General features: G+C 44.6%; 16 protein-coding genes. 12 read left to right on the top strand and 4 right to left on the bottom strand.

What is annotated here, in order from left to right:
- Window positions 1-41: 41 nt before the first annotated feature.
- The 4 genes from KTR06_RS00805 to KTR06_RS00820 form a co-directional block, all read right to left on the bottom strand.
- Complete coding sequence (locus KTR06_RS00805) at window positions 42-1,148, bottom strand: DUF6340 family protein (RefSeq protein WP_217289855.1); 1,107 nt, start codon at window positions 1,146-1,148, stop codon at window positions 42-44.
- Between the two features lie 241 nt (window positions 1,149-1,389).
- Window positions 1,390-4,707: a preprotein translocase subunit SecA gene (gene secA / locus KTR06_RS00810; protein ID WP_009039709.1), complete on the bottom strand. Its 3,318-nt coding sequence runs from the start codon at window positions 4,705-4,707 to the stop codon at window positions 1,390-1,392.
- Window positions 4,708-4,904: 197 nt separating this feature from the next.
- Entirely contained in the window at window positions 4,905-6,479 is a 1,575-nt protein-coding gene (locus KTR06_RS00815) for an alkaline phosphatase family protein (RefSeq protein ID WP_217289856.1), read from the bottom strand.
- Window positions 6,479-7,666 carry a DUF4105 domain-containing protein gene (locus tag KTR06_RS00820; RefSeq protein ID WP_217289857.1) on the bottom strand — a complete coding sequence of 396 codons (1,188 nt, stop codon included), beginning with the start codon at window positions 7,664-7,666 and terminating at the stop codon, window positions 6,479-6,481. The genes KTR06_RS00815 and KTR06_RS00820 overlap by 1 nt, the downstream gene beginning before the upstream one ends.
- A gap of 652 nt (window positions 7,667-8,318) precedes the next feature.
- On the opposite strand from KTR06_RS00820, the gene KTR06_RS00825 reads away from it, so the two are divergent.
- The 12 genes from KTR06_RS00825 (at window position 8,319) to lptE (ending at window position 24,624) form a co-directional block, all read left to right on the top strand.
- Window positions 8,319-9,107: a type III pantothenate kinase gene (locus KTR06_RS00825; RefSeq protein ID WP_008645330.1), complete on the top strand. Its 789-nt coding sequence runs from the start codon at window positions 8,319-8,321 to the stop codon at window positions 9,105-9,107.
- Window positions 9,094-10,371: an OmpP1/FadL family transporter gene (locus KTR06_RS00830; protein WP_087318636.1), complete on the top strand. Its 1,278-nt coding sequence runs from the start codon at window positions 9,094-9,096 to the stop codon at window positions 10,369-10,371. The genes KTR06_RS00825 and KTR06_RS00830 overlap by 14 nt, the downstream gene beginning before the upstream one ends.
- 65 nt (window positions 10,372-10,436) lie before the next feature.
- A complete protein-coding gene (locus KTR06_RS00835; protein WP_008017009.1) occupies window positions 10,437-11,762 on the top strand; it encodes a hypothetical protein in 1,326 nt (441 codons plus the stop codon).
- Window positions 11,763-11,805: 43 nt separating this feature from the next.
- A complete protein-coding gene (lptC, locus tag KTR06_RS00840; RefSeq protein ID WP_008771162.1) occupies window positions 11,806-12,423 on the top strand; it encodes an LPS export ABC transporter periplasmic protein LptC in 618 nt (205 codons plus the stop codon).
- A 57-nt stretch (window positions 12,424-12,480) separates the two neighbouring features.
- On the top strand, window positions 12,481-13,737 hold the full coding sequence (locus KTR06_RS00845; RefSeq protein ID WP_004314044.1) for a hemolysin family protein: 1,257 nt from the start codon (window positions 12,481-12,483) through the stop codon (window positions 13,735-13,737).
- Between the two features lie 119 nt (window positions 13,738-13,856).
- On the top strand, window positions 13,857-15,998 hold the full coding sequence (locus KTR06_RS00850; protein WP_008017005.1) for a peptidylprolyl isomerase: 2,142 nt from the start codon (window positions 13,857-13,859) through the stop codon (window positions 15,996-15,998).
- Window positions 15,999-16,209: 211 nt separating this feature from the next.
- Window positions 16,210-19,563, top strand: coding sequence for a DUF4062 domain-containing protein (locus KTR06_RS00855; protein WP_217289858.1), 3,354 nt, complete (start codon window positions 16,210-16,212; stop codon window positions 19,561-19,563).
- A gap of 103 nt (window positions 19,564-19,666) precedes the next feature.
- Window positions 19,667-20,701: a 23S rRNA (adenine(2503)-C(2))-methyltransferase RlmN gene (rlmN, locus tag KTR06_RS00860; RefSeq protein ID WP_008017001.1), complete on the top strand. Its 1,035-nt coding sequence runs from the start codon at window positions 19,667-19,669 to the stop codon at window positions 20,699-20,701.
- Window positions 20,702-20,719: 18 nt separating this feature from the next.
- Window positions 20,720-21,760, top strand: a complete 1,041-nt coding sequence (locus KTR06_RS00865; protein WP_004315823.1) for a DUF4837 family protein — start codon at window positions 20,720-20,722, stop codon at window positions 21,758-21,760.
- Window positions 21,761-21,764: 4 nt separating this feature from the next.
- On the top strand, window positions 21,765-22,859 hold the full coding sequence (gene pdxA / locus KTR06_RS00870) for a 4-hydroxythreonine-4-phosphate dehydrogenase PdxA (RefSeq protein WP_004315824.1): 1,095 nt from the start codon (window positions 21,765-21,767) through the stop codon (window positions 22,857-22,859).
- Window positions 22,860-22,868: 9 nt separating this feature from the next.
- Complete coding sequence (locus KTR06_RS00875) at window positions 22,869-24,110, top strand: sigma-54-dependent Fis family transcriptional regulator (RefSeq protein WP_217289876.1); 1,242 nt, start codon at window positions 22,869-22,871, stop codon at window positions 24,108-24,110.
- Window positions 24,097-24,624 (top strand): LptE family protein, encoded by a 528-nt coding sequence (lptE, locus tag KTR06_RS00880; protein ID WP_004309799.1) that lies wholly within the window; start codon window positions 24,097-24,099, stop codon window positions 24,622-24,624. The genes KTR06_RS00875 and lptE overlap by 14 nt, the downstream gene beginning before the upstream one ends.
- Window positions 24,625-24,629 lie beyond the last annotated feature (5 nt).

A 24,629-nucleotide genomic window follows, 5' to 3' on the forward strand; every position in this document is an offset into this window, starting at 1 on the left:
TTCAAAGGTATAAAAAAAATAAGATTTGATACACAATTTCCTTAAAAATCATCATTAAATCGGCTCATTTGTAATTTTAACTTAGGTAATTGAGCGTTTCTCTCCTTCAATTCGGCTAAATACAAGGACGTAAGATAATAATTCGGCACATCGTCAATGCTGGCCTGAACACTATCTGTGATATTCTTTTTATCAATTTTCTTGGCTAGTTGCTGTGCTTTTTCCGCCCATTCTTCCGCTTTGGCGAGACTATCTTTCATTTCATAATAAACAGCTATGTTGAGAGCTGCCCGCATCTTCTTCTTTTGGTTCTTGGTACCTTCGAAAGCCTGGTTCCAAAGTTCGTATGCGTCGTCCCATGAATTTTCGCGTACATAGATGGCAGCATCACGCATGGGAACCGAGCCTCCGGTATACAGATATCGTGTTCCTTTTTTCCACATGGGGACGAGATATTTCACCGGAACTGTCCCTGCAAATACCGCCGCTTCCTCCAGCATTTGTTTGTCGTGAATCATGCGGGTGGCAGTTTCTACGGCAGTACCTCCAAACTCTTCCCAAAAGATGCTGTCGTTAGGATGGAGCGTAGTCATCGGCCGGCTACGTTCGGGAAGATACACTTTCACCGTGGGATATACTTTTACGTCTACTGCTCCTTGAAAACAGTTGAACTCATTCAGAAAACGGACTGATTTAGTGGCTTTGAGTTGCAGATTTTCCAATGCAATGATAAAATCCACTCCCAAACTAGAGGCTAACTGACGGACTTCCTCCTGGCTCAATGTACTTTCGCGGGCCAGTTTATCATTTGCCCGCAAAGCAGAGTCACAGATGACTACTTCTTCAAAATAATTCTGATGTGCGATTTCTTCAGCCAGTGATTCGGTGGCAATCTTGGGATCTCCGTTGGCGTATGCAGTTGCACGACTTACGAGCGGTGTACCTTCTTTGATTTTTTCAGTCGTTGTTATTAGTTTGTTATCCGGGGTGTTGCTGGTGTTATTCACGATAGCTACTTTCCGGAGTTGCGGAGGAAAGCTCAAGTCGGCAGGTTGCAGATAATCAATGGAAATCTGTTCCAAACTCTGACAGCTGCCCAGTGTCAGTAGGAAGATAGTGACGAAAGCCAGTGAATAAGATTTTGCCATAGTTTTGTTCTATTTAGTAATTTGAACAAAAGTACAATTTTGGAGGAATAAAAGAAAGTCTCAAACAGTTTTTAACCGTTTGAGACTTTCTTTTGTGTATTGAAACTTGAGATTATACCTTAATGTTAAAAATTAAATAAGGCTTTTGAGCGAAGCTGATTAAAAAATGAGCACAAAGAAATAGAAACTCCTACTTACCCAACTTTTAACTCTCAACTCTCAACTCTCCCTTCTCAACTTCTTAAAGGTTTTTACCGTGACAGTTCTTATACTTCTTACCGCTTCCGCATGGGCAAGGATCGTTACGTCCTACAGTCTTTTCTGCACGGATGGGTTCACGTTTCTGCTGTTCACGAGTATCCTGGCTGGCAGCAGCCTGCTGGTTCGGATCACTCAAGTCCTGCTTGTTTTCGCGATACTTGCTCATATCCTGACGTTGTTCAGGAGCGGCCTGACGCACTTCCACACGACGGGCAGCCTGTTCGTCCGGAGCTTCCTGTACAGGAATTTGTCCGCGCATCAAGATAGATATAGTCTGGTTGTTGATCTTGTTCACCATGGCGTCGAACAAAGTCACAGATTCCAGTTTATAAATCAACAGCGGGTCTTTCTGTTCGTAACTTGCGTTCTGTACGGAATGTTTCAGTTCGTCCAGTTCGCGGAGGTTTTCTTTCCATGCTTCGTCGATGACGTGGAGCAGGATTGATTTTTCGAACGATTTCACCACTTCTTTAGATTCCGATTCGTAAGCCGCTTTCAGGTTACAAGAGATATTATACATTCGTTTACCGTCTGTAATAGGAATCAGGATGTTTTCGTACATGTGTCCCTGGTTTTCATATACCTGTTTGATAACCGGATTAGCGATCTGTGCCAGACGTTCAGTTTTGCGTTTGAAGTTATCCATCGCAATGTTGAAAGTCTTTTCGGCCAACTTTTCTTTCTTCTCGTTACGGAATTCTTCTTCAGTGAACGGAGTTTCCATCGCCAATGTCTGAAGCAGTTCCATTTGGCAGCCTTCATAATCATTGTTTTCGATAGCATTGGCACAACGGTCCCAAATCATGTTCACGATGTCCATACCGATACGTTCACCCATCAAAGCGTGGCGACGTTTGGTGTAAACCACTGTACGCTGCTTGTTCATCACGTCGTCATATTCCAACAGACGTTTACGAATACCGAAGTTGTTTTCTTCCACCTTCTTCTGGGCACGTTCGATAGAGTTGGAAATCATCTTGTGCTCGATCATTTCGCCTTCCTGGAAACCAAGTTTGTCCATTACGCTGGCGATACGGTCGGAGGAGAACAGACGCATCAAATCATCTTCCAGTGACACAAAGAATACAGAAGAACCCGGGTCACCCTGACGTCCTGCACGACCACGCAACTGGCGGTCTACACGACGGGATTCGTGACGTTCCGTACCGATAATTGCCAAACCTCCCGCAGCTTTCACTTCCGGACTTAACTTGATGTCGGTACCACGACCAGCCATATTGGTAGCGATGGTTACTGTTCCGCTCAAACCGGCAGTAGCAACGATGTCCGCTTCTTTCTGGTGCAGTTTGGCGTTCAATACCTTGTGCTCAATCTTACGCATGGTAAGCATTTTGCTCAACATCTCGGAGATTTCTACCGAGGTAGTACCCACCAATACCGGACGTCCTGCCTGAACCAATTTTTCGATTTCCTCGATAACAGCTTTATACTTTTCGCGTTTCGTCTTGTAAACGCGGTCGTTCATATCCTTTCTTGCAATCGGACGGTTGGTCGGGATCACGACTACGTCCAATTTGTAGATGTCCCAAAGTTCGCCTGCTTCCGTTTCAGCAGTACCGGTCATACCGGACAGTTTGTGATACATACGGAAGTAGTTCTGCAAAGTAATCGTTGCAAAGGTCTGCGTAGCAGCTTCCACTTTCACACGTTCCTTGGCTTCGATAGCCTGGTGCAATCCGTCAGAGTAGCGGCGACCTTCCATGATACGGCCTGTCTGTTCGTCTACAATCTTCACCTGTCCGTCGATCACTACATATTCATCATCTTTCTCGAACATGGTGTAAGCCTTCAACAACTGGTTGATGGTGTGTACACGTTCCGATTTGATGGCATAGTTTGTCAGAAGTTCATCTTTCTTTTCAAGCAGTTGTTCGTTAGTCAGATGTTGGTTTTCCAGTTCTGAAAGTTGTCCGGCGATGTCCGGAAGAACGAACAATGTCGGGTCTTCAGAGTTACCGGTAATCAGGTCTACCCCCTTGTCTGTCAGGTCTACACTATTCAGTTTCTCGTCGATCACGAAATACAGCGGATCAGTAACTTCATGCATACGCTTGTTGTTCTGTTCCATGTAGATTTCTTCCGTTTTGAGCATACCTGCCTTGATACCCTGTTCACTAAGGAACTTAATCAAAGCCTTGTTTTTCGGCAATGCCTTGTGGCTGCGGTATAACGCGAGGAATCCTTCTTCCACCTCTTTCTTATCGTTGGATGCGATCAGTTTCTTAGCTTCGGAGAGATATTTGGTAGCCAATACTTTCTGTGCTTCTACCAGACGTTCTACTAACGGACGGAGTTGTTCGAACAATTGGTCGTCACCTTTCGGTACAGGACCGGAGATAATCAACGGAGTACGGGCGTCGTCAATCAATACCGAGTCGACCTCATCGACGATGGCATAGTTGTGCTGACGTTGTACAAGGTCTTTCGGGCTGATAGCCATGTTGTCACGCAGGTAGTCGAAACCGAATTCGTTGTTCGTACCGAACGTGATGTCTGCCAGGTATGCCTGACGGCGCGCGTCGGAGTTCGGTTGATGGCGGTCGATACAATCCACGCTCAAACCGTGGAACATATAAAGAGGCCCCATCCATTCGGAGTCACGTTTGGCGAGGTAATCATTCACGGTAACCACGTGCACACCGTTTCCGGTCAGTGCGTTAAGGAATACCGGGAGAGTAGCCACCAATGTTTTACCTTCACCGGTTGCCATTTCCGCAATCTTACCTTTATGCAGAACGACACCACCGAAGAGCTGTACATCGTAGTGAACCATGTTCCATACCGTATCGTTACCACCGGCTATCCAGTGATTCTGATAGATGGCCTTGTCACCTTCGATGCGTACAAAATCTTTCGTTGCAGCCAGTTGGCGGTCAAAATCCGTAGCGGTAACAACGATTTCTTCATTTTCTGTGAAACGTTTGGCAGTGGCCTTCACGATAGAAAAAGCAACGGGCAGTACTTCGTCCAGTGCTTTTTCATATTTCTCCAGAATTTCTTTTTCTGTCTTATCGATTTGTGCGAAGACTTCTTCGCGGTCTTCCAGTTCCAGTGTCTCGATGCTTGCCTTCAACTCTTCCACTTTCGCACGTTCGGCGGTAGCCGATTCATGGATATATTTTTTGAGTTCTTCCGTTTTGGCACGGAGGGCGTCGTTGTCCAGTTTCTCAACCTCCGGGTAGGCAGCTTTGATCTTTTCCACCCAGGGCTTGATTTCTTTCATGTCTCGTGTGGATTTGTTTCCGAAAATCGAGCTTAAAAATTCATTAAATCCCATGTTATATTATTTAGTTTATTATTTATCTTTTTCTGCACCACAGATTTCACGGATTTACACAGATTTTTTCATATAGAACACGGATCTTTCTTTTTAATCTGTGCGAATCTGTGGGATTTGTGGCGAATAATCTCCGCAAAGTTACATTAAAATGCTGATTTATTTATGTTTTGCTCCCTGTTTTTGTGAGTAAATTTTTACCGTAGGTCGGTAATAGGAGCAGAAGTACAGGCATTGGGAGCCCGGATACGCATGAAATGTGCCAGTGTGGGCGCAATATGTTCAATGGTTACAGGTGTCCGGATAATGGCCGGTTTTACGGAATGTCCCATGAAAATCAGCGGTGAAGGGATATAAGAATGACGTACCACTTTGTTTTCGCCGCCGTTCTCGTTGACGATGGTCCATCCGGGAAGGACGTCGATTACGAGGTCGCCCGAACGTTTGCGGTGGTAGCCGTTGCGTATTTTATGAATTTCCGGTGTCCATGAACCCAGCAACAGCCGGTTGGCTGAATATGCTTCGTTCACTCCGCTGAACTGCATCAGGAATTCTGCTGACTTTTGTTGGATCTCTGCCAGATTCAGTTCCTTCTTTTCCAGTAATTTATGATTCAGATAAATCTGCTGGTTGTGGTGAGCTTCCACATACTTTCCTTCGCCATACGTAGCCATCAGGTACATATTCAATAGGGCGGCACAACGGTTGAGATAAAACTCTCCGCCGGGAATCTTGTACAATCCCGAGTCAGCCGATTCGCTGTCCGTATATCCGGTGGAAGTGACGAAAATAAGCACGTTTTGTAGTCCTACTTTCTTGTCGAGCGCTTCGAGCAGGTTTTCGATGCTGCGGTCGAGACGCACGTAGGTGTCTTGTATTTCCATGGCACATTCCTGTACGGATTTATGTGCGTAGTTTCCTGCATAATAAGTGAGTGCCAATAAGTCAGTAATGTCATCCATGCCGATGGAGCTTTTGTTCAATGCTTCTTCGGCAAGTGCGTTCACTTCGTCATTCACAAAAGGGCTGGCGATGAAGCGTCTGTACTTATTGTTACGGTCGTCATCAAATTTATATTTGAAGAGTATATCCCGCCAATCTAGCAGAAAAGTGTACATGCCACGGGGGAATACCGGTTCCCATGTCATACCCGCAATACGGAAATCAATCGCCTGCCGGTCATTGTATTGGCTTGCCCACCACGGAAACTCTCCATAATAGGTCGTTCCGCTCCATTTTCCGGTGTTGGGATTGAGCCAGAAAGCGCCGTTTCCGGCATGTCCGGCTGCGAAAAGCGCGGCGTCGCAATCGGGGGCGATGGCATATACGAGTCCTTTGCCTTGGGTAGCTATTTTAAGCTCGTCGGCAATGGTGGAAGTCAGTAATTTGGTGGGTGCGGCCGTTTGGTCGGTGTAATATCCCATGAATGCTGTGTCGTCGGTGCTGTTGACGGGGCGAAGGGTAGAGGCGTCCATCCATCGTTGGGAGATGATTCCGTTCATGGAAGGCGTCGTGCCGCTGTAAATGGCTGCGATGGCAGAAGCGCGGTCTACGTTGCAGAAGGTATATTCGGCGTTATGGAACACTCTTCCCTCTTTCCAAAGACGTTTGAAGCCTTTCTCGCCGTAGAGTGACGAAAATGCTTCCAGATAGTCCGTACGCAGTTGGTCGATAGTCAGCCCTACCACTAATTTAGGGGCGGAAGGCAGTGACTGGGCTTGTAGCCCGGTGAAAGTCAGTACGGTGATGAGGGAAGTTAGTAGTCCTTTCATTATTTCTTTTTAGATGTCACAATCAGATTGCTTGCTGAACGTATCAGCAAAACGAGTGCCAAAGGTACAACAGCAAAGTCAAATCTTTGCGGAATTACAGGAAAAAGCACTATAAAAAGTGTTAAAACGACCAGATTCAAGGTCAAGTACCAGCATTTCTTCCCTTTTCGGACACAATATACGATGTAGGGAAGGAAAAGAAGTTGTCCCGGATGGAAAACCAATAACAGGAAATTGGAGCTGACTGCCGGGTGTTGGGAGAAGAGGGCGAGGAAGGCGAGGACGCATCCCACGATACCTGCTATGCCAAAAAGAACAAGGTCGATTCCCCATAATCCGGTTCTCCGGCGGATGCCATAGATCGTGGCGGCGGCTGTCAGTATAAATAAGAGTAACGAGCATTGGAGCGGAGTGGGCATCCAGCCGCTTTCATCCGGTTCGGGAGTGACGTCGATTATCAGTTCGTTGGCCTTGACAAGCGGACGGGAATAGGTATCTGTGAAAATCTGTGCGCCGTCGAAAGCATCCATCAGATAGAAGGGGGCAAACATCATTTGCCGTTGTGTGACGGGCTGGTCGGCTTCGCTTCCGATGCAGAGGTCGATGCCGAAACGCGCCCACGGATGTCCTTTGCAATATTGATGTACGATGTCGCGGAAAGTGCGCGAACAATCCTGCGGTTCCGTCGGATAAACCACCTTTCCTGCAATGCTTTCTTCTATCTTGTCCCGGGGACGGGTGGCGCAATTGTCGTAAAAGAAATTATAACGGTACACCCGGTTTTCCGGGCGATAATTTTCTTGTAATAACTGGATTAGTTTTGTTTTCTCTTCATCAGTCAGGTTCAGTGTTTGCTGCCACACGCTGCGTCCGTAGAATGCGTATTCAGCCGCAAAATGCTCATAATCCGTTACCCCCAGTTGGTAATCGGTTTCTCCGAGCGAGAAGCGGAAGATGAAGTTAGGAGTGTTGAAACTGAATAATCCGTAATTGAACACAATGTCAATCCCTTGTGACGGGTTTTCATAGCGGATGGCAGTGTGTCCGAACAGGGAATATATTTCTTCTCCGGGAGCGCAAGTCAACAAACTCAAGCGGATGGAGTCGTTGCTGTTGGCAGGTGCTTGTCCGGCGGACGGAAGCAACAGGAAGAAGGAGAGGATTGTATATAAGAAAAACCGTTTCATTAGCAGGCTCGTTTTATTTTGGTGGCAAATATAGGAAGAATTGTTGGATTCGGGAAAACGGTGGTTCTGTTTTATCGGAATAGAGTCTCTATTTCATACAAACAGAGGCTCTATATGGCTTAAACAGAGGCTCTGTTTCCCTCAAATAGAGCCTCTATTTTGGGGCTAAAAAATCGAACAGCCAAACGAACACCCCCTGAAGGTGGCTCAACTGCTTGTCTGTCATGCGTTTGCAACGCTCGAAAAAAAGTAGGCGAACCACCAACCGAACATATATAAATACTAAAATATAATAATCTATATAATATAGTTCGCTCAACACACTTTTTCTGTGTTTTGTGAATGAAAAAATGAAGATGATTCAGGAAATTTGCCTTTAGATGAGATAAAACGGAGCCTCTGTTTGGGTGAAATAATGTTTCTGTTGGAACGGAAAATTGATTACAAAATAGTGAAACGCTTTGTGGAACGCTGTTTTTCTCTTGTAATCTATTGCTTATTAGTTGTTTATGATGTAATGAAAAAGGACTGCCGAACGCAAAGTGGAATACATAATAAACAATAAAAGATAATTGATCTATTTAAAAATAGATAGTTCGATTTTTTGTTTGGGGGGATTTCTAAAATGAAAAAAGAAGATAATTCCTCTTCTATGCTTCAACTTTTCTTTTTTTACTTTACCTTTGCGCCCGCTAAAGAACCAAAAGATTTGAATTTAATAATCGACATAGGAAATACAAAGGCAAAGATTGCTTTCTTCGACGGCGGAGAAATCGTGGATGTAGTAGCTGAATCCAATCAGTCTCTAGGTTGCTTGAAAGCTCTTTGTTCTCAATATCCGGTTGAACAGGGGATTGTGGCTACTGTCATTGATCTAAACGAAAAGGTATTAGCTGATTTGGCCGCTTTGCCGTTTCCTTTGCTCTGGCTCAATCATCAGACTCCGCTTCCGGTTGTCAACCTGTACGAAACTCCCGAAACATTGGGATATGATCGTATGGCTGCCGTAGTGGGTGCTAATGAGCAGTTTCCTCATCGGGATATATTGGTGATTGATGCGGGAACTTGCATTACTTACGAGTTTATCGACTCAAAAGGCCAGTATCATGGCGGTAATATTTCTCCCGGTATGCAGATGCGTTTCAAGGCATTGCATCAGTTTACAGGACGTTTGCCCCTGGTAGACACCAACGGGCGCAAACTCCCGATGGGACGGGACACCGAAACGGCTATACGCGCCGGAGTGATGAAAGGGATGGAATACGAAATTTCAGGTTATATTGAGTCTATGAAGCATAAATATCCTGAACTTTTGGTTTTTTTAACGGGCGGAGATGATTTTTCTTTTGATAGCAGCGTAAAAAGTATCATCTTTGCAGATAGATTTTTAGTGTTGAAAGGATTAAATAGAATTTTAAACTATAATAATGGTAGGATTTAAACACACACTTTGTGCGCTTTTGCTCACGATGGTTACCGGAATGGCAATCGCTCAAAATAATACAAACTCTCCTTATACACGATATGGCTATGGCGACTTGTCCGATCAGAGTTTCGGGAATAGCAAGGCGATGGGGGGAATTGCTTTTGGACTTCGGGATGGAGCACAGATCAATCCGCTGAATCCTGCTTCGTATACAGCCATTGACTCGTTGACGTTTATTTTTGAAGGAGGCGTTAGTCTGCAAAATATGAATATTAGTGGCGGTGGTGTGAAACTGAACGCTAAAAACTCTAGCTTCGACTATCTGGCTATGCAATTTCGTTTGCATCCGAGGGTAGCGATGAGTATCGGTCTGTTGCCGTTCTCCAATGTGGGATATTCTGTATCGGAAAGCAATGAGGCTACAGAAACTTCACCGTATAGCACGAAAAGCCTTACTGGTGAGGGAGGTTTACATCAACTGTATGTTGGTGCGGGTGTAAAAGTCTTGAAAAACCTGTCTGTTGGTGTGAATGCTTCTTATTTTTGGGGAGACATAACCCGCTCGTTGACGCAGCTTTATCCGAATACCGCTTCTGCTTATTCTTACATTAGGCAGAATGCTGTGTCAGTGTCGGATTATAAACTGGATTTTGGATTGCAATATACGCAAGAATTTAACAAAAAACATTCAGCCACTATCGGAGCAGTATATTCTCCGAAGCATAAACTGAATAATGATTATACAGTAACGACGCAAGCTAGCTCAACTGTCAGTCAGGATTGGGATGCTACGCTTGAATTGCCTAATACTTTTGGCGTCGGCTTTACATATAACTATGACAAACGCTTGACTGTCGGTCTGGATTATAGTTTGCAGCAATGGTCAAAAACAAAGTTTGGCGTAAATACATCGGATGATGCTGTACGTGAAGATTTTGATGAAACATACACGTATTGCGACCGTCATAAAATATCAGTGGGTGCGGAATATATTCCCAATTTGATTGGACGTTCCTATTTATCCCACATCAAATATCGTTTGGGAGCTTATTATACGACTCCGTATTATAAGATTGGCGGTAAAGACGCAGCCCGCGAATATGGCGTAACAGCCGGTTTCGGTCTGCCTGTGCCTCGTTCCCGTTCCATCCTTAGCATCAGCGGACAGTTTGTTCGTGTAAGTGGACAGGAATCGACCTTTGTAAACGAAAATATCTTCCGCGTTAGCATCGGATTGACGTTCAACGAACGTTGGTTCTTCAAACGCAGAGTAGAGTAATTGAAATGAATGTAAGAAGAGAAAGAATAGACGACTATAATAATAACAACTAAAATTTAGATACAATGAAAATTAAAACGCTTGTGGCTATGTTGTTCCTTTCGGCAGGGGCAACCACTGTGGTAGCACAGGATGCGACTAACTGTAATTCGAACAGTAGTATCTCGCATGAAGCTGTGCGTGCAGGTAACTTTAAAGATGCGTATACTCCTTGGAAAGCTGTGTTGGAAAACTGCCCGACGCTTCGTTTCTATACTTTTACTGACGGATATAAAATTCTGAAAGGCTTGATGGGACAAATCAAGGATAGGAATAATCCGGAATATCAGAAATATTTTGATGAACTGATGAATACGCATGATTTGCGTATCAAATACACAGATGAGTTCTTGGCTAAAGGTACAAAAGTGTCTTCTGCTGATGAAGCTCTGGGTATCAAAGCTGTAGATTACATCGCTTTCGCTCCGAAAATTGATGTTAATCAGGCTTATCAATGGTTGAGCCAGTCGGTAAATGCAGTAAAAGCTGAATCTGCTGCCGCTACTATCTTCTATTTCCTGCAAATGTCTTTGGATAAACTGAAAACAGATCCTAACCATAAGGAACAATTCATTCAGGATTATCTGGCTGCTTCTGAATATGCTGATGCTGCTATTGCTGCTGAAACGAACGAAGCAAAGAAGAAAAACTTGCAAGGTATCAAAGATAATCTGGTTGCTTTGTTTGTAAACAGCGGAACGGCTGATTGCGAATCACTGCAAAACATCTATGGACCGAAAGTAGAAGCTAACCAAACAGATCTGGCTTACTTGAAGAAAGTAATCGACATCATGAAAATGATGAGATGTACGGAAAGCGAAGCTTATCAACAGGCTGCTTTCTATGTGTACAAGATAGAACCTAGTGCAGATGCCGCTACCGGATGTGCTTACCAGGCATTTAAGAAAGGTGACATCGACGGTGCTGTCAAATTCTTCGACGAAGCCATTGGATTGGAAACTGACAACGTGAAGAAAGCTGAAAAAGCATACGCTGCCGCAGCGGTATTGGCTTCTGCTAAAAAACTGTCTCAAGCAAGAGCATATTGTCAGAAAGCTATCGGGTTCAACGAAAACTATGGTGCTCCATATATCCTGATTGCCAATCTGTATGCAATGAGTCCTAACTGGAGCGACGAGTCAGCTTTGAACAAGTGTACTTACTTTGCAGTAATCGACAAACTGCAACGTGCAAAACAAGTAGATCCGAGCGTAGCTGAAGAAGCTAACAGCTTGATCGGTAGATATTCTGGTCATACTCCACAAGCTAAAGACCTGTTTATGTTAGGTTACAAGCAAGGCGACCGCATCACTATCGGCGGTTGGATAGGAGAGACTACAACGATTAGATAACCGTATGTTGCGAAAACGAAGAAACCGTTTATTGCATAAAAGCATGAGCATAACAATCACCTTCGGGGTGGTTGTTATGCTTCTTTTATTATCTTCCTGTGGCGGAAAACAGAAAGCTATGGGAGAGGCTATCACAGAACGTGATTCTCTTCCGGTGATGACCACATTGGGAGTTACTACCCTTATTTCCGATTCCGGAGTGACACGTTATAGGGTGAACACGGAAGAGTGGATGATGTACGACCGTAAAAAGCCTTCGTATTGGGCGTTTGAAAAAGGTGTGTATATGGAGCAGTTCGACTCTATCTTTAATGTAGAAGCCAGTATTAAAGCAGATACTGCCTATTATTATGACAAAGAAAGGCTTTGGAAGCTGATAGGGAATGTGGATATACAGAACCGCAAAGGAGAGCGTTTTAATACCGAACTGCTCTACTGGAATGAGGCCACTCAAAAAGTGTATTCCGACAAGTTTATACGTATTCAGCAACCGGACAGAATTATCACAGGACACGGCTTCGACTCGAACCAGCAAATGACTATATATACCATTCGTAATATTGAAGGTATTTTCTATGTGGACGAGGAAGCGAGTAGCGGTCCGCCCCAACCGGAAACAAAAGCACTGCCGGATTCAGTGAATAAAGATGCTGCGAAATAGGCGAAGTCATATCATTGTACCGTACCTCGTAAATCGTCTGATCGTAAATCAAAACTTATGAATATTTATATCTCTCTAATTATCACCATGGTCTTTTCCGCTTTCTTTTCAGGAGTGGAGATTGCCTTTGTGTCGGTAGACAAACTGCGTTTTGAGATGGAACGCAAGGGGGGAATTACGTCCCGCATCCTTTCTATCTTCTTCAAGAACCCGAATGAATTTATCTCTACCATGTTGGTGGGGAATAATATCGCACTAGTCATCTATGGTATTCTGATGGCACAGATTATCGGCGACAATCTGCTGGCGGGATTCATTGACAATCATTTCCTGATGGTGTTGGCGCAGACCGTTATTTCTACCCTGATTATCCTGGTGACCGGAGAGTTTTTGCCGAAAACAATCTTCAAAATCAATCCCAATCTGGTCTTGAATGTTTTTGCCATTCCGCTTATTGTTTGTTATGTGGTTCTCTATCCCATCTCCAAATTAGCCTCCGGCTTGTCTTGTATCTTCCTTCGCCTCTTTGGAATGAAAGTTAATAAGGATGCGTCCGACAGAGCTTTTGGAAAAGTCGACCTGGACTATTTCGTACAAAGCAGCATTGATAATGCCGAAAATGAAGAAGAGCTGGACACGGAAGTGAAAATCTTCCAGAACGCCCTCGACTTCTCGAACATAAAAATCCGCGACTGCATCGTTCCCCGTACCGAAGTGGTGGCTGTCGATCTGACTACCTCGCTGGACGAGCTGAAAAGCCGCTTCATAGAATCCGGAATCTCCAAGATAATCGTGTATGACGGGAATATCGACAACGTAGTCGGCTATATCCATTCGTCGGAAATGTTCCGTGCCCCGAAAAACTGGCATGAGAATGTGAAACAAGTGCCGATTGTGCCCGAAACCATGTCCGCCCATAAACTGATGAAACTCTTCATGCAGCAAAAGAAAACGATTGCCGTAGTGGTGGATGAATTTGGCGGTACGTCCGGCATCGTGTCTCTGGAAGACCTCGTTGAAGAAATCTTTGGAGATATAGAAGACGAACACGATAACACTTCCTATATCAGCAAGCAAATCGACGAACGCGAGTATGTGTTGTCCGCCCGCCTGGAGATAGAAAAAGTCAATGAGACGTACGGACTCGACTTGCCCGAGTCGGATGATTATCTGACAGTAGGAGGGTTGATCCTGAACCAATATCAGAGCTTCCCGAAGTTGCATGAAGTGGTCCGGGTAGGACGTTATCAATTCAAGATAATTAAGGTCACAGCGACAAAAATAGAACTCGTGCGATTAAAAGTCTTGGAATAATGACGATAATCAAGAAATTTTTAGCCAATAAATAGATGCATATTAGCATTTTTTGTATCTTCGTGCGCTAAAACGACAAAAGAAAGAAATAATAATAAACATAAATCGTATTAATCAAAATGGCAACGTTACAAAACATTAGGTCGAAAGGACCTCTATTGGTGATTGTTATCGGCTTGGCGCTGTTTGCTTTCATTGCGGGTGACGCATGGAAGGTGATGCAGCCGCATCAGGCACATGACGTAGGTGAGGTGAACGGAGACGCTCTTTCCGCTCAAGAGTATCAGAATTTGGTAGAAGAATATACCGAAGTGGTGAAACTCATGCGTGGGGTGACCGCCTTGAATGACGAACAAACCAATCAGGTGCGCGATGAAGTATGGCGTTCCTACGTAAACAATAAACTGATCGAAAAAGAAGCAAAAGCACTGGGACTGACTGTTTCTGCTGCTGAAATCCAGGACATCCTGAAAGCAGGCGTTCATCCTTTGTTGAGACAAACTCCTTTCCAGAATCCGCAAACAGGAAACTTCGACAAGGATATGTTGAACAAGTTCCTCGTGGAATATGCCAAGATGAGCGAATCACAAATGCCGGCACAGTATGCTGAACAATACAATAACATGTATAAATACTGGTCTTTCATTCAGAAAACTCTGATCGAGAGCCGTCTGGCAGAAAAGTATCAGGCATTGGTATCTAAAGCTCTTCTTTCCAATCCGGTGGAAGCACAGGACGCTTTCGACGCAAGAGTGAACCAGTACAACGTGTTGATGGCTGGTATTCCTTACTCTTCTGTAGTGGACTCTACAATCGTAGTGAAAGAATCGGAACTGAAAGACTTGTATAACAAGAAGAAAGAACAATTCAAGCAATATCAGGAAACTCGTGACATCAAGTACATTGATGTACAAGTGACTGCAAGTGCTGAAGACAGAGCTGCTATCCAGAAAGAAGTGGACGAAGCTACTGAACAGTTGGCTACTACTACGGAAGATTATACTTCTTTCATCCGCTCGACTGGCTCGGAAGCTCCTTATGTAGACTTGTTCTATAACAAAACAGCTTTCCCGTCAGATGTAGTTGCCCGTTTGGACTCTGCTTCGGTAGGTACTATTTATGGTCCTTACTATAACGGTGCCGACAATACAATCAACTCTTTCAAAATTGTAGCTAAAGCTGCTGCTGCCGACTCTGTCGAATTCCGTCAGATTCAGGTATACGCAGAAGATGCTGTGAAGACAAAGACATTGGCTGACAGTATCTACAACGCGATCAAAGGTGGTGCTAACTTTGCTGACCTGGCAAAGAAATATGGTCAGACTGGTGATGCAAACTGGCTAACTTCTGCACAGTACGAAGGTGCACAGATAGACGGTGATAACCTGAAATTTATCTCTGCTATCAACAATGCAGGTGTAAACGAACTGGTGAACTTGCCGATGGGACAAGCAAACGTAATTCTTCAGGTGACTAACAAGAAATCTGTAAAAGACAAATATAAAGTAGCTGTTATCAAACGTGAAGTAGAGTTCAGCAAAGAAACTTACAACCGTGCTTATAATGATTTCAGCCAGTTTATCGCAGCTAATCCGAGTGTAGAAAAGATGGTAGCTAACGCTGAAGAAGCCGGTTACAGACTGCTCGACAGAATGGATTTGAGTAGCTCTGAACACAATATCGGTGGTGTAAGAGGCACAAAAGAAGCGTTGAGATGGGCGTTTGATAAAGCAAAACCGGGTGATGTTTCCGGCTTGTACGAATGTGGCGAAAGCGATCACATGATGGTAGTAGGTCTGGTAGGCATTAAGCCGGAAGGATATCGTCCGTTGAAAGCAGTACAGGATCAGTTGAGAGCTGAAATCGTAAAAGATAAGAAAGCTGAAAAGATTATGGCTGACATGAAAGCTGCCAATGCAACTTCATTCAACCAGTACAAAGAGATGACTAATGCAGTCAGCGACTCTTTGAAGATGGTTACTTTTGCAGCTCCTGCATACGTATCAGCATTGCGCAGCAGCGAACCGCTGGTAGGTGCTTATGCTTCTGCAGCTGAAGTAAATCAGTTGAGCGCTCCTATCAAAGGTAATGCCGGAGTATTTGTATTGCAGGTATACGGCAAGGACAAACTGAACGAAACATTCGACGCAAAAGCAGAAGAAGCTACGCTGACTAACATGCACGCACGTTTTGCCAGCCGTCTGATGAATGATTTGTATCTGAAAGCAAACGTAAAAGATACACGCTTCTTGTTCTTCTAAACAAGTAGCAAGTAATAGATATTAGGCACGGATTACACGGATTTACGCGGTTTAAACTTTTGAGGGAACCGCGAAACCCGTGTAATCCGTGCCTTTTTTGTGGTCGTTTTTTTTGTTTATGGTCTTTGTTATCTGATTAAATTTCCATATCTTGCCAATCTTTATCAATTGGCTTTGCAAAATACTTCATTAACTAATACGAATCTATATTATGACTAAACAACTAGCCCAGTATTCAGTTCCCGCTGAAAATTCACGTGTTATCCGTGTATTCCTTTCGTCAACGTTCAGAGACATGGAGATGGAACGTTCTGCATTAGTCAAACTCTTTAAGGGTTTGCAAGTGAAGGCTGCCAGCCGTGGTGCCACCATTTCATTGGTTGATTTGCGTTGGGGAATCACAGAAGAAGATGCGAAAAGCGGCAAGGTTGTTGAAATATGCCTGAAAGAGATCGTTAACTCCCGGCCTTTCTTCATTGGTATGGTAGGCGACCGCTATGGATGGTGTCCCAGTTATGAAGATTTATCTCAAACTCTCAATGACAGCTTGGAATATCGTTGGATAGAAGATGACTTGAATCACCATTTGAGTGTGACGGAAATTGAAATGCAGTTTGGTGTACTGCGCAATCCCAATCCGTTACATGCCTATTTTTATATAAAACAGTCGGCAGATGATGAACTGTCTTGCCCTGAAGAGGAGTCTCTTAAATTGAAACGTCTGAAAGAGAGTATTTTGCAACAGGATCGTTATCCTGTGCAAGAGTATGATTCGCCCGATCAGTTGTGTAACCTTGTGGAAGCTGCTTTCACGGAATTGCTTGAACGGGAGTTTCCGGATGTACTGACCGTTGAAGATAATCAAGCATTGCAAGAACAACTGACGCGCAATGAACTCTTATTCAATTATCACCCAATACCTGAAGCAGATCAGGCGTTTACTGATTTTTTGGCGGCGGATGAACAGAGGTGTCTGGTGGTAACGGGCGGTTGCGGTCTTGGCAAGAGTGCTTTGTTGGCTCATTGGAGCGATTTGGTGAACAATGATATGCCGATGATTCCTATCTATCATCGCTTGGATAGTACTACATTGTCTTCTTATCCGGAAACGTTGGCGAGAATGTTAGCTTCTAAATGCCAGAACGCACTCAAGCATCAATCTTTGGGTGAAGAAAATTTGTTCGCGGCGGAAGTCTCAAAAGAACTGGACTCGACCCAAAGCACTGCCAAATCCATCATGGACGCCGTGAAAAACTCGGTTTTGATGGGAGATGCTGGCTTGAACACTTTTTCAGGGAACACACTTCGAAACCTCAAGGAGATTGAAGAAGATTTGAATTCTATCCAAAAGTTCAGTCAGTTGTGGAGTGCGCTGGGTGCATCAAGATACCCTATCATTCTGTTGATTGATGACATCAGTTATCTGAATCCGACTGAAGCATCCCTGTTTTCTTTATTTGCATCTATTCCCCCGAACGTGAAAGTCGTGTTGAGCTTTTCTGCGTCATCCACTGCCTACCTGCCCTTTGTTCAGAATGGCTACGCTCATTTCCAGTTGAATGGCTTTTCGCAGGCGGATGCCAAGTCGTTCTCAAAGCAATATTTGTCTACTTACTCCAAGGCTTTGTCCGCACAACAGGAAGATATTCTTGCTTCGTGGGTGCTGGCTAAACAACCGCGCTGTTTAAGTGTATTGCTCAACGAGCTGGTTTCGTTCGGTCAGTACGATGCTCTCAATGAATATATGAGTGGATATTGCCGGCTCAATGAGGTTGGGCAATTCTATGACAGTGTGTTACGGCGTTTGTCGGCTGATTATGGTTTCGAAGAGATTGGAAGAACGCTTCTGATGCTTTCACTTACTTTAGAAGGATTTACCGAAGATGAAGTGAAGAGCATGGCAGACATTAATCAGATACTTTGGTCGCAGTTGAGAGTGGAAATGAGCAGCTGGCTCACCAACAAAGGAGGACGATATTGCATTGGTGACACACAAATGGTAGAGGCGATCGAACGCTATTTCGCTCAAGATGACGAATGTATAGATGATAGTCGCCATGAAATTATTTCCGCTCTGCTGGATGAGGAAGAGATCCTTTCCCATCCGTTGACTTTTGCCGATTATAACTATCGCATGAAACAGTTCTGCTACCATGATTCGTATCGCTATAAAGTGGAGATTACCTATCAATGCTATAAGATGCAAGAATGGGATATATTGAAGGATTGGATTTGTGATGTGGAGATTTTCGAGATTCTGTATCGCACGAATCGTTCTCTGTTGGAAGATAGCTGGAAGGCGATCATGAACGACAATCCTGAAGTTACGCCTGAAGTCTATGCCGAATTGGACTTTGATGAGATCGATTCTTTTTTAATTCCTGTCATTGCTAATGATATGGCTACTTTCTTGAGCAGTTCTTTCCATCTGACGAAGGCGGCGGCTGCTGTGAGTGAGAAGAGTATGGAAGGTGCTGCCATGCCACTCATTGCCAAGTCGGTATTGAAGATGAATGAGGGATGCCGCTATGCCCGTAATGAAGAGTACGAAACGGCATGCGACTGTTTCCTGAAAGCATTGGTGATGCAGGAAAACATAGTACCGACTCCGGAACTGGAGATTGCCAACACCTGCCGAAATCTAGCTCTGGCATATTACTACAATGAGCAATACAATGAAGCAGTGACCTATCTGAATAGGGCGCTTGATTATCATGCGGCTTCTGCTGATGAGAAGAGTCAGGCAGAAGTCATTGAACTTTCCGAATATCTGGCTTATTGTGATTACTATAAGGATGAGGAAGAGAGTGCTGCCGAGAAATTCCGGAAAGTAGCTGAAATGCACGAGTCGTTGAATGGCAGGCTGTCCGGTGGAGTGGCTAAATGTTTGCGTATGCAGGGTAAATGTCTTTATTATATCAAACGATACGATGAAGCATGGATGCTGATGAATCAGGCGTTGGACATTGCTATACAGATAGATAGTAAAAAACAGATCGTCGCTTGTCATAAACAGTTGTATTATCTGTGCAGGGAATTCAAACGGATGATGAATGAACGTGGCGATGAGCAGGCATCTACTTTATTCTTCCGTGAGTCTCTTCTGCATGAAATGTATTTCAGCGAAAAACCGCGTCTGGCGGAACTGACTGTTCGCTACGAGGCATTGAGATGTGATATTATGCAGCAGTATTACATGAATAAAGACTATGATAACGTGATTCGTATTGCAACGTCTTTGGATTTTCACGATGATGCTGACCCTAATGCTTCCTGTCTGGTATATTATTACAAAGCACAGGCTTATGTGAAGTTGGAGAATTATCCAATGGCGAAAGAGGCTTTCTTCAGAGAGCTTGAACTGCGAAAGAAGTATTTGGGATGGGAGGAAGAAGATACGATTCTGGCTTGTCAGAACTTAGGGGTTTTGCACAGCTTTTGTAATGAACGGGAAGAGGCGCTGGCTTGTTTCCGTGAGGCGTACGGTCATGAAGTGAAAAAGAATGGCGAGGATTCTGAAATGGCGCAAAAGCTACTTCAATATATCAGCGTGGTTGAATCATAACGGAGGCATACTTCCCTTTTTTGTTAACTTTTACATTCCTGCTATACGGAAATCGACTTTATTTCCTTACATTTGCAGATATAAACTATCAACAGAAAGAAGAATGTCTAAATATCCCCTTTTAGGAATGACTCTTGTAGAGCTTCAATCATTGACAAAAAGACTGGGTATGCCCGGCTTTGCTGCCAAGCAGATTGCATCCTGGCTTTACGAAAAGAAGGTAGCCTCGATTGATGATATGACTAATTTGTCATTGAAACACCGGGAGTTGCTCAAGCAGAACTATGAGGTGGGAGCGGAAGCTCCGGTAGATGAAATGCGCTCTGTAGATGGTACGGTGAAGTATCTTTATAAAGTGGGTGAGAACCATTTTGTAGAGTCGGTTTATATACCGGATGATGACCGGGCAACGTTGTGCGTGTCGTCACAAGTAGGTTGCAAGATGAACTGTAAGTTCTGTATGACCGGCAAACAGGGGTATACGGCTAACCTGACCGCCAGCCAGATCATGAACCAGATTCATTCGCTGCCGGAACGGGACAAACTGACTAATGTCGTAATGATGGGAATGGGCGAGCCGCTCGATAACCTGGATGAGGTATTGAAGGCATTGGAACTACTGACCGCTACCTACGGTTACGCATGGAGTCCGAAGCGTATCACGCTTTCTACTGTCGGGCTACGGAAAGGATTGCAGCGTTTTATCGAAGAAAATGACTGTCACCTTGCCATCAGCCTTCACTCGCCGCTGACCGTTCAGCGTGCTGAATTAATGCCGGCGGAAAAGGCGTTTTCAATCACCGAAATGGTGGAACTGTTAAAAAACTATGATTTTAGTAAACAACGTCGACTTTCGTTTGAATATATTGTTTTTAAAGGGCTCAATGATTCGCAGGTCTATGCCAAAGAGTTGCTGAAACTTCTTCGCGGGCTGGATTGCAGGGTGAATCTGATTCGTTTTCATGCCATACCGGGGGTAGACCTCGAGGGAGCGGACATGGATACGATGACCCGTTTTCGTGATTATCTGACGTCACACGGACTTTTCACCACTATCCGTTCATCCAGAGGCGAAGATATTTTTGCCGCTTGCGGTATGCTGTCGACAGCGAAACAGGAGAAAAATAATGAAAGTTAATATATAAAACCGAACATCATGAAAAAGTACTCTTTTATTTTATGCATCGCTTTGGTAGCCTTTGTCGTTGCATCTTGTGGTCTGAAAGGAAATCACACCTCTAGTGGTCGTGCTTACGAGCTTTTGGTTGTAGTAGATCACGGTGTTTGGGATCGTGCTGCCGGAAGGGCTTTACATGATGCGCTCGATGCTGATATGCCCGGTTTGCCGCAGTCGGAACCTTCTTTCCGGATTATGTATACTTCACCGAAAGATTATGATTCTACGCTGAAGTTGATACGTAACATTATTATTGTAGATATACAGGATATATATACGAAAGCCTCGTTCAAATATGCGAAGGACGTGTATGCCAATCCGCAGATGATATTGACTATCCAGGCTCCGAACGAAGAAGAGTTTGAGAAGTTTGTGGAAGAGAACAAAAAGACGATTGTCGACTTCTTTACCCGTGCGGAAATGAACCGTCAGATTACGTTCCTGGAAGGGAAACACAGTAATTTCATTTCGCAGAAAGTGGACAGTTTGTTCGGATGCGACATCTGGGTGGATGCCGAACTGGCTAATTCAAAGACCGGGGATGATTTCTTCTGGGCTTCTACCAACACAGGTACTGCCGACCGTAACTTTGTGATGTACTCTTATCCGTACACTGACAAGGATACGTTTACCAAAGAATATTTTGTGCACAAACGTGATTCCGTGATGAAAGCCAATATTCCCGGATTCAAGGAGGGCGTTTATATGTCGACCGATAGTTTGTTGACCGATGTCCGTCCGATCAATGTGCAGAACAGCTACACAATGGAAGCACGTGGCCTGTGGCGTATGAAGGGCGACTTTATGGGTGGTCCGTATGTGTCTCATACTCGTCTGGACGAGAAAAACCAACGAATTATTACAGCAGAAATATTTGTTTATTCACCTGATAAAATGAAACGCAACCTGGTACGCCAGATGGAAGCATCTCTGTATACACTGAAACTTCCGAATGAAGTTCAGCAGAATCAGATTCCATTGGGAGAGGCATCTAAGGAAGCGGAACAAACTAATAAATAAAAACATGGAAGATAACAAGATAAGGATAGGTATCACCCAAGGAGATATTAACGGGGTGGGCTATGAGGTGATTCTTAAGACATTTTCCGACCCTACGATGTTGGAACTATGTACTCCGATCATTTATGGCTCACCGAAAGTAGCGGCTTATCATCGCAAAGCGCTGGATATACAGGCCAATTTTAGCATTGTCAACTCTGCTACCGAAGCGGGGTACAACCGTTTGAGTGTGGTGAACTGTACGGATGATGAAGTGAAAGTGGAATTTTCCAAACCCGACCCCGAAGCCGGTAAAGCTGCGCTGGGGGCTTTGGAACGTGCCATCGAAGAATATCGCGAAGGGTTGATAGACGTTATCGTAACAGCTCCGATCAATAAACATACGATTCAGTCGGAAGAGTTCTCCTTCCCCGGACATACGGAATATATCGAAGAACGTCTGGGCAATGGTGATAAGTCATTGATGATTTTGATGAAGAATGACTTCCGGGTGGCTTTGGTTACGACACATATCCCTGTCAGAGAGATCGCGACTACGATTACCAAAGAACTGATTCAGGAGAAACTGATGATATTCCACCGTTGCCTGAAACAGGATTTCGGTATCGGCGCTCCGCGTATTGCGGTGCTCTCTCTCAATCCTCATGCCGGAGACGGTGGTTTGTTGGGAATGGAAGAGCAGGAAGTGATTATCCCTGCCATGAAAGAAATGGAAGAGAAAGGAATCCTTTGCTACGGTCCTTATGCGGCCGACGGCTTTATGGGTTCAGGCAATTATACTCATTTTGACGGTATCCTGGCGATGTATCACGATCAGGGGCTGGCTCCGTTCAAGGCCTTGGCTATGGAAGACGGGGTGAACTATACAGCAGGCCTGCCGGTAGTACGTACTTCTCCGGCTCATGGAACGGCATACGATATTGCAGGCAAGGGAGTGGCTTGTGAAGATTCTTTCCGTCAGGCAATCTATGTTGCCATCGACGTGTTCCGTAATCGTCAGCGGGAAAAAGTGGCTCGTGCCAATCCGTTGCGTAAACAGTATTACGAGAAACGTGACGATAGTGATAAACTGAAGCTGGATACAGTAGACGAAGATTAAAAACGAGTGATGACGAGAGCAGAGATACAACAAGTGAAACAGCGTTTCGGTATTATTGGAAATACCGAAGCATTGTCGCGCGCCATAGATGTTGCCATTCAGGTAGCTCCTACCGATTTGTCTGTGCTGATTACCGGAGAAAGTGGAGTCGGAAAAGAAAGTTTTCCGCAGATTATTCATCAATATAGCCGGAGGAAGCACGGACAGTATATTGCTGTCAACTGTGGCGCTATTCCGGAAGGTACGATTGATTCCGAACTGTTCGGACATGAGAAAGGTGCGTTTACCGGTGCGATTGGCGAACGGAAAGGGTACTTTGGCGAAGCCGACGGCGGTACTATTTTTCTTGATGAAGTAGGGGAGTTGCCGATGTCTACCCAGGCACGTTTGCTCCGTGTACTGGAGAGTGGCGAGTTTATGAAAGTAGGTTCGTCCAAAGTACAAAAAACGGATGTGCGTGTGGTGGCAGCTACCAACGTCAATCTTTCACAAGCGATTGCAGAAGGACGTTTCCGTGAAGATTTATATTACCGGTTGAATACGGTGCCTATCCAGATACCGCCTTTGCGTGAACGTGGTGACGATGTACTCTTGTTGTTCCGTAAGTTTTCCGCAGACTTTGCAGAGAAATACCGGATGCCTGCTATTCAGTTGACGGAGGATGCGAAGAAAGAGTTGTTGGCTTACCCGTGGCCCGGAAACGTGCGCCAGTTGAAGAACATCACCGAGCAAATATCTATCATTGAAACCAACAGGGAGATCTCTGCTGCTATCTTGCAGAATTATCTTCCCGCACAAAATACGCAACGTCTTCCCGCGCTGATGGGAACGCGTGAGAGTAAAGGCTTTGAGAGCGAACGGGAGATTCTTTATTCCGTTCTGTTCGATATGCGCCAGGAAGTGGCGGAGCTGAAGAAGATGGTGCACAACCTGATGGCGGAACGTGCCGGACAGGTGGGGCAGGTAGGACAAATGGGAACGGTGGTTACTACTCCGGTAGTGACGGCGCATCAACCTTCGGTACCTGCTATCATTCACACCATGCAGCCCACGGTTTGCAAGGATGATGATGACATACAAGACACGGAAGAATATGTAGAAGAATCTCCTTTGTCACTGGACGAAGTGGAGAAAGAAATGATACGCAAAGCACTTGAGAGGCATCATGGAAAGCGGAAGAGTGCGGCCAAGGACTTGAATATTTCCGAGCGTACACTCTATAGAAAAATAAAAGAATATGAATTGGATTAAGAAAATAATACGCCCTTTGTTACTGTTCGGCTTGCCGTTGGTAGTCATTGCGTGCACTGTTTCCTATAAGTTTAACGGATCGTCTATCAATTATGATAAGGTAAAGACCATTTCGATAGCCGACTTCCCGATCAAGTCGGAGTATGTATATGCTCCGTTAGCAACCAAATTCAATGAGGACCTGAAAGATATCTTCATCCGGCAGACCCGTCTGCAACTGCTCAAGCCGAATCAGAATGCGGACTTGCAGATTGACGGAGAAATCACAGGATACAATCAGTACAACCAGGCAGTATCTGCCGACGGTTACTCTTCGGAGACGAAGTTGACTATTACCGTCAATGTACGTTTTGTCAACAACACCAATCATGCCGAAGACTTTGAACAACAGTTTTCTGCGTTCCGTACCTACGACTCTAGCCAGTTGCTGACTGCCGTACAGGACGGATTGATTGCTGAAATGTCTAAAGAGATCACCGACCAAATTTTTAATGCAACTGTAGCAAACTGGTAATATAA

It is taken from the genome of Bacteroides sp. MSK.20.12, assembly GCF_019052435.1.
Taxonomy (GTDB): domain Bacteria; phylum Bacteroidota; class Bacteroidia; order Bacteroidales; family Bacteroidaceae; genus Bacteroides; species Bacteroides xylanisolvens.

What these genes read in the sequence shown, in the direction of transcription:
- KTR06_RS00805 (WP_217289855.1), bottom strand. Translation starts at nt 1,148, where the DNA reads ATGGCAAAATCTTATTCACTGGCTTTCGTCACTATCTTCCTACTGACA.
- secA (WP_009039709.1), bottom strand. Translation starts at nt 4,707, where the DNA reads ATGGGATTTAATGAATTTTTAAGCTCGATTTTCGGAAACAAATCCACA.
- KTR06_RS00815 (WP_217289856.1), bottom strand. Translation starts at nt 6,479, where the DNA reads ATGAAAGGACTACTAACTTCCCTCATCACCGTACTGACTTTCACCGGG.
- KTR06_RS00820 (WP_217289857.1), bottom strand. Translation starts at nt 7,666, where the DNA reads ATGAAACGGTTTTTCTTATATACAATCCTCTCCTTCTTCCTGTTGCTT.
- KTR06_RS00825 (WP_008645330.1), top strand. Translation starts at nt 8,319, where the DNA reads ATGCTTCAACTTTTCTTTTTTTACTTTACCTTTGCGCCCGCTAAAGAA.
- KTR06_RS00830 (WP_087318636.1), top strand. Translation starts at nt 9,094, where the DNA reads ATGGTAGGATTTAAACACACACTTTGTGCGCTTTTGCTCACGATGGTT.
- KTR06_RS00835 (WP_008017009.1), top strand. Translation starts at nt 10,437, where the DNA reads ATGAAAATTAAAACGCTTGTGGCTATGTTGTTCCTTTCGGCAGGGGCA.
- lptC (WP_008771162.1), top strand. Translation starts at nt 11,806, where the DNA reads ATGAGCATAACAATCACCTTCGGGGTGGTTGTTATGCTTCTTTTATTA.
- KTR06_RS00845 (WP_004314044.1), top strand. Translation starts at nt 12,481, where the DNA reads ATGAATATTTATATCTCTCTAATTATCACCATGGTCTTTTCCGCTTTC.
- KTR06_RS00850 (WP_008017005.1), top strand. Translation starts at nt 13,857, where the DNA reads ATGGCAACGTTACAAAACATTAGGTCGAAAGGACCTCTATTGGTGATT.
- KTR06_RS00855 (WP_217289858.1), top strand. Translation starts at nt 16,210, where the DNA reads ATGACTAAACAACTAGCCCAGTATTCAGTTCCCGCTGAAAATTCACGT.
- rlmN (WP_008017001.1), top strand. Translation starts at nt 19,667, where the DNA reads ATGTCTAAATATCCCCTTTTAGGAATGACTCTTGTAGAGCTTCAATCA.
- KTR06_RS00865 (WP_004315823.1), top strand. Translation starts at nt 20,720, where the DNA reads ATGAAAAAGTACTCTTTTATTTTATGCATCGCTTTGGTAGCCTTTGTC.
- pdxA (WP_004315824.1), top strand. Translation starts at nt 21,765, where the DNA reads ATGGAAGATAACAAGATAAGGATAGGTATCACCCAAGGAGATATTAAC.
- KTR06_RS00875 (WP_217289876.1), top strand. Translation starts at nt 22,869, where the DNA reads ATGACGAGAGCAGAGATACAACAAGTGAAACAGCGTTTCGGTATTATT.
- lptE (WP_004309799.1), top strand. Translation starts at nt 24,097, where the DNA reads ATGAATTGGATTAAGAAAATAATACGCCCTTTGTTACTGTTCGGCTTG.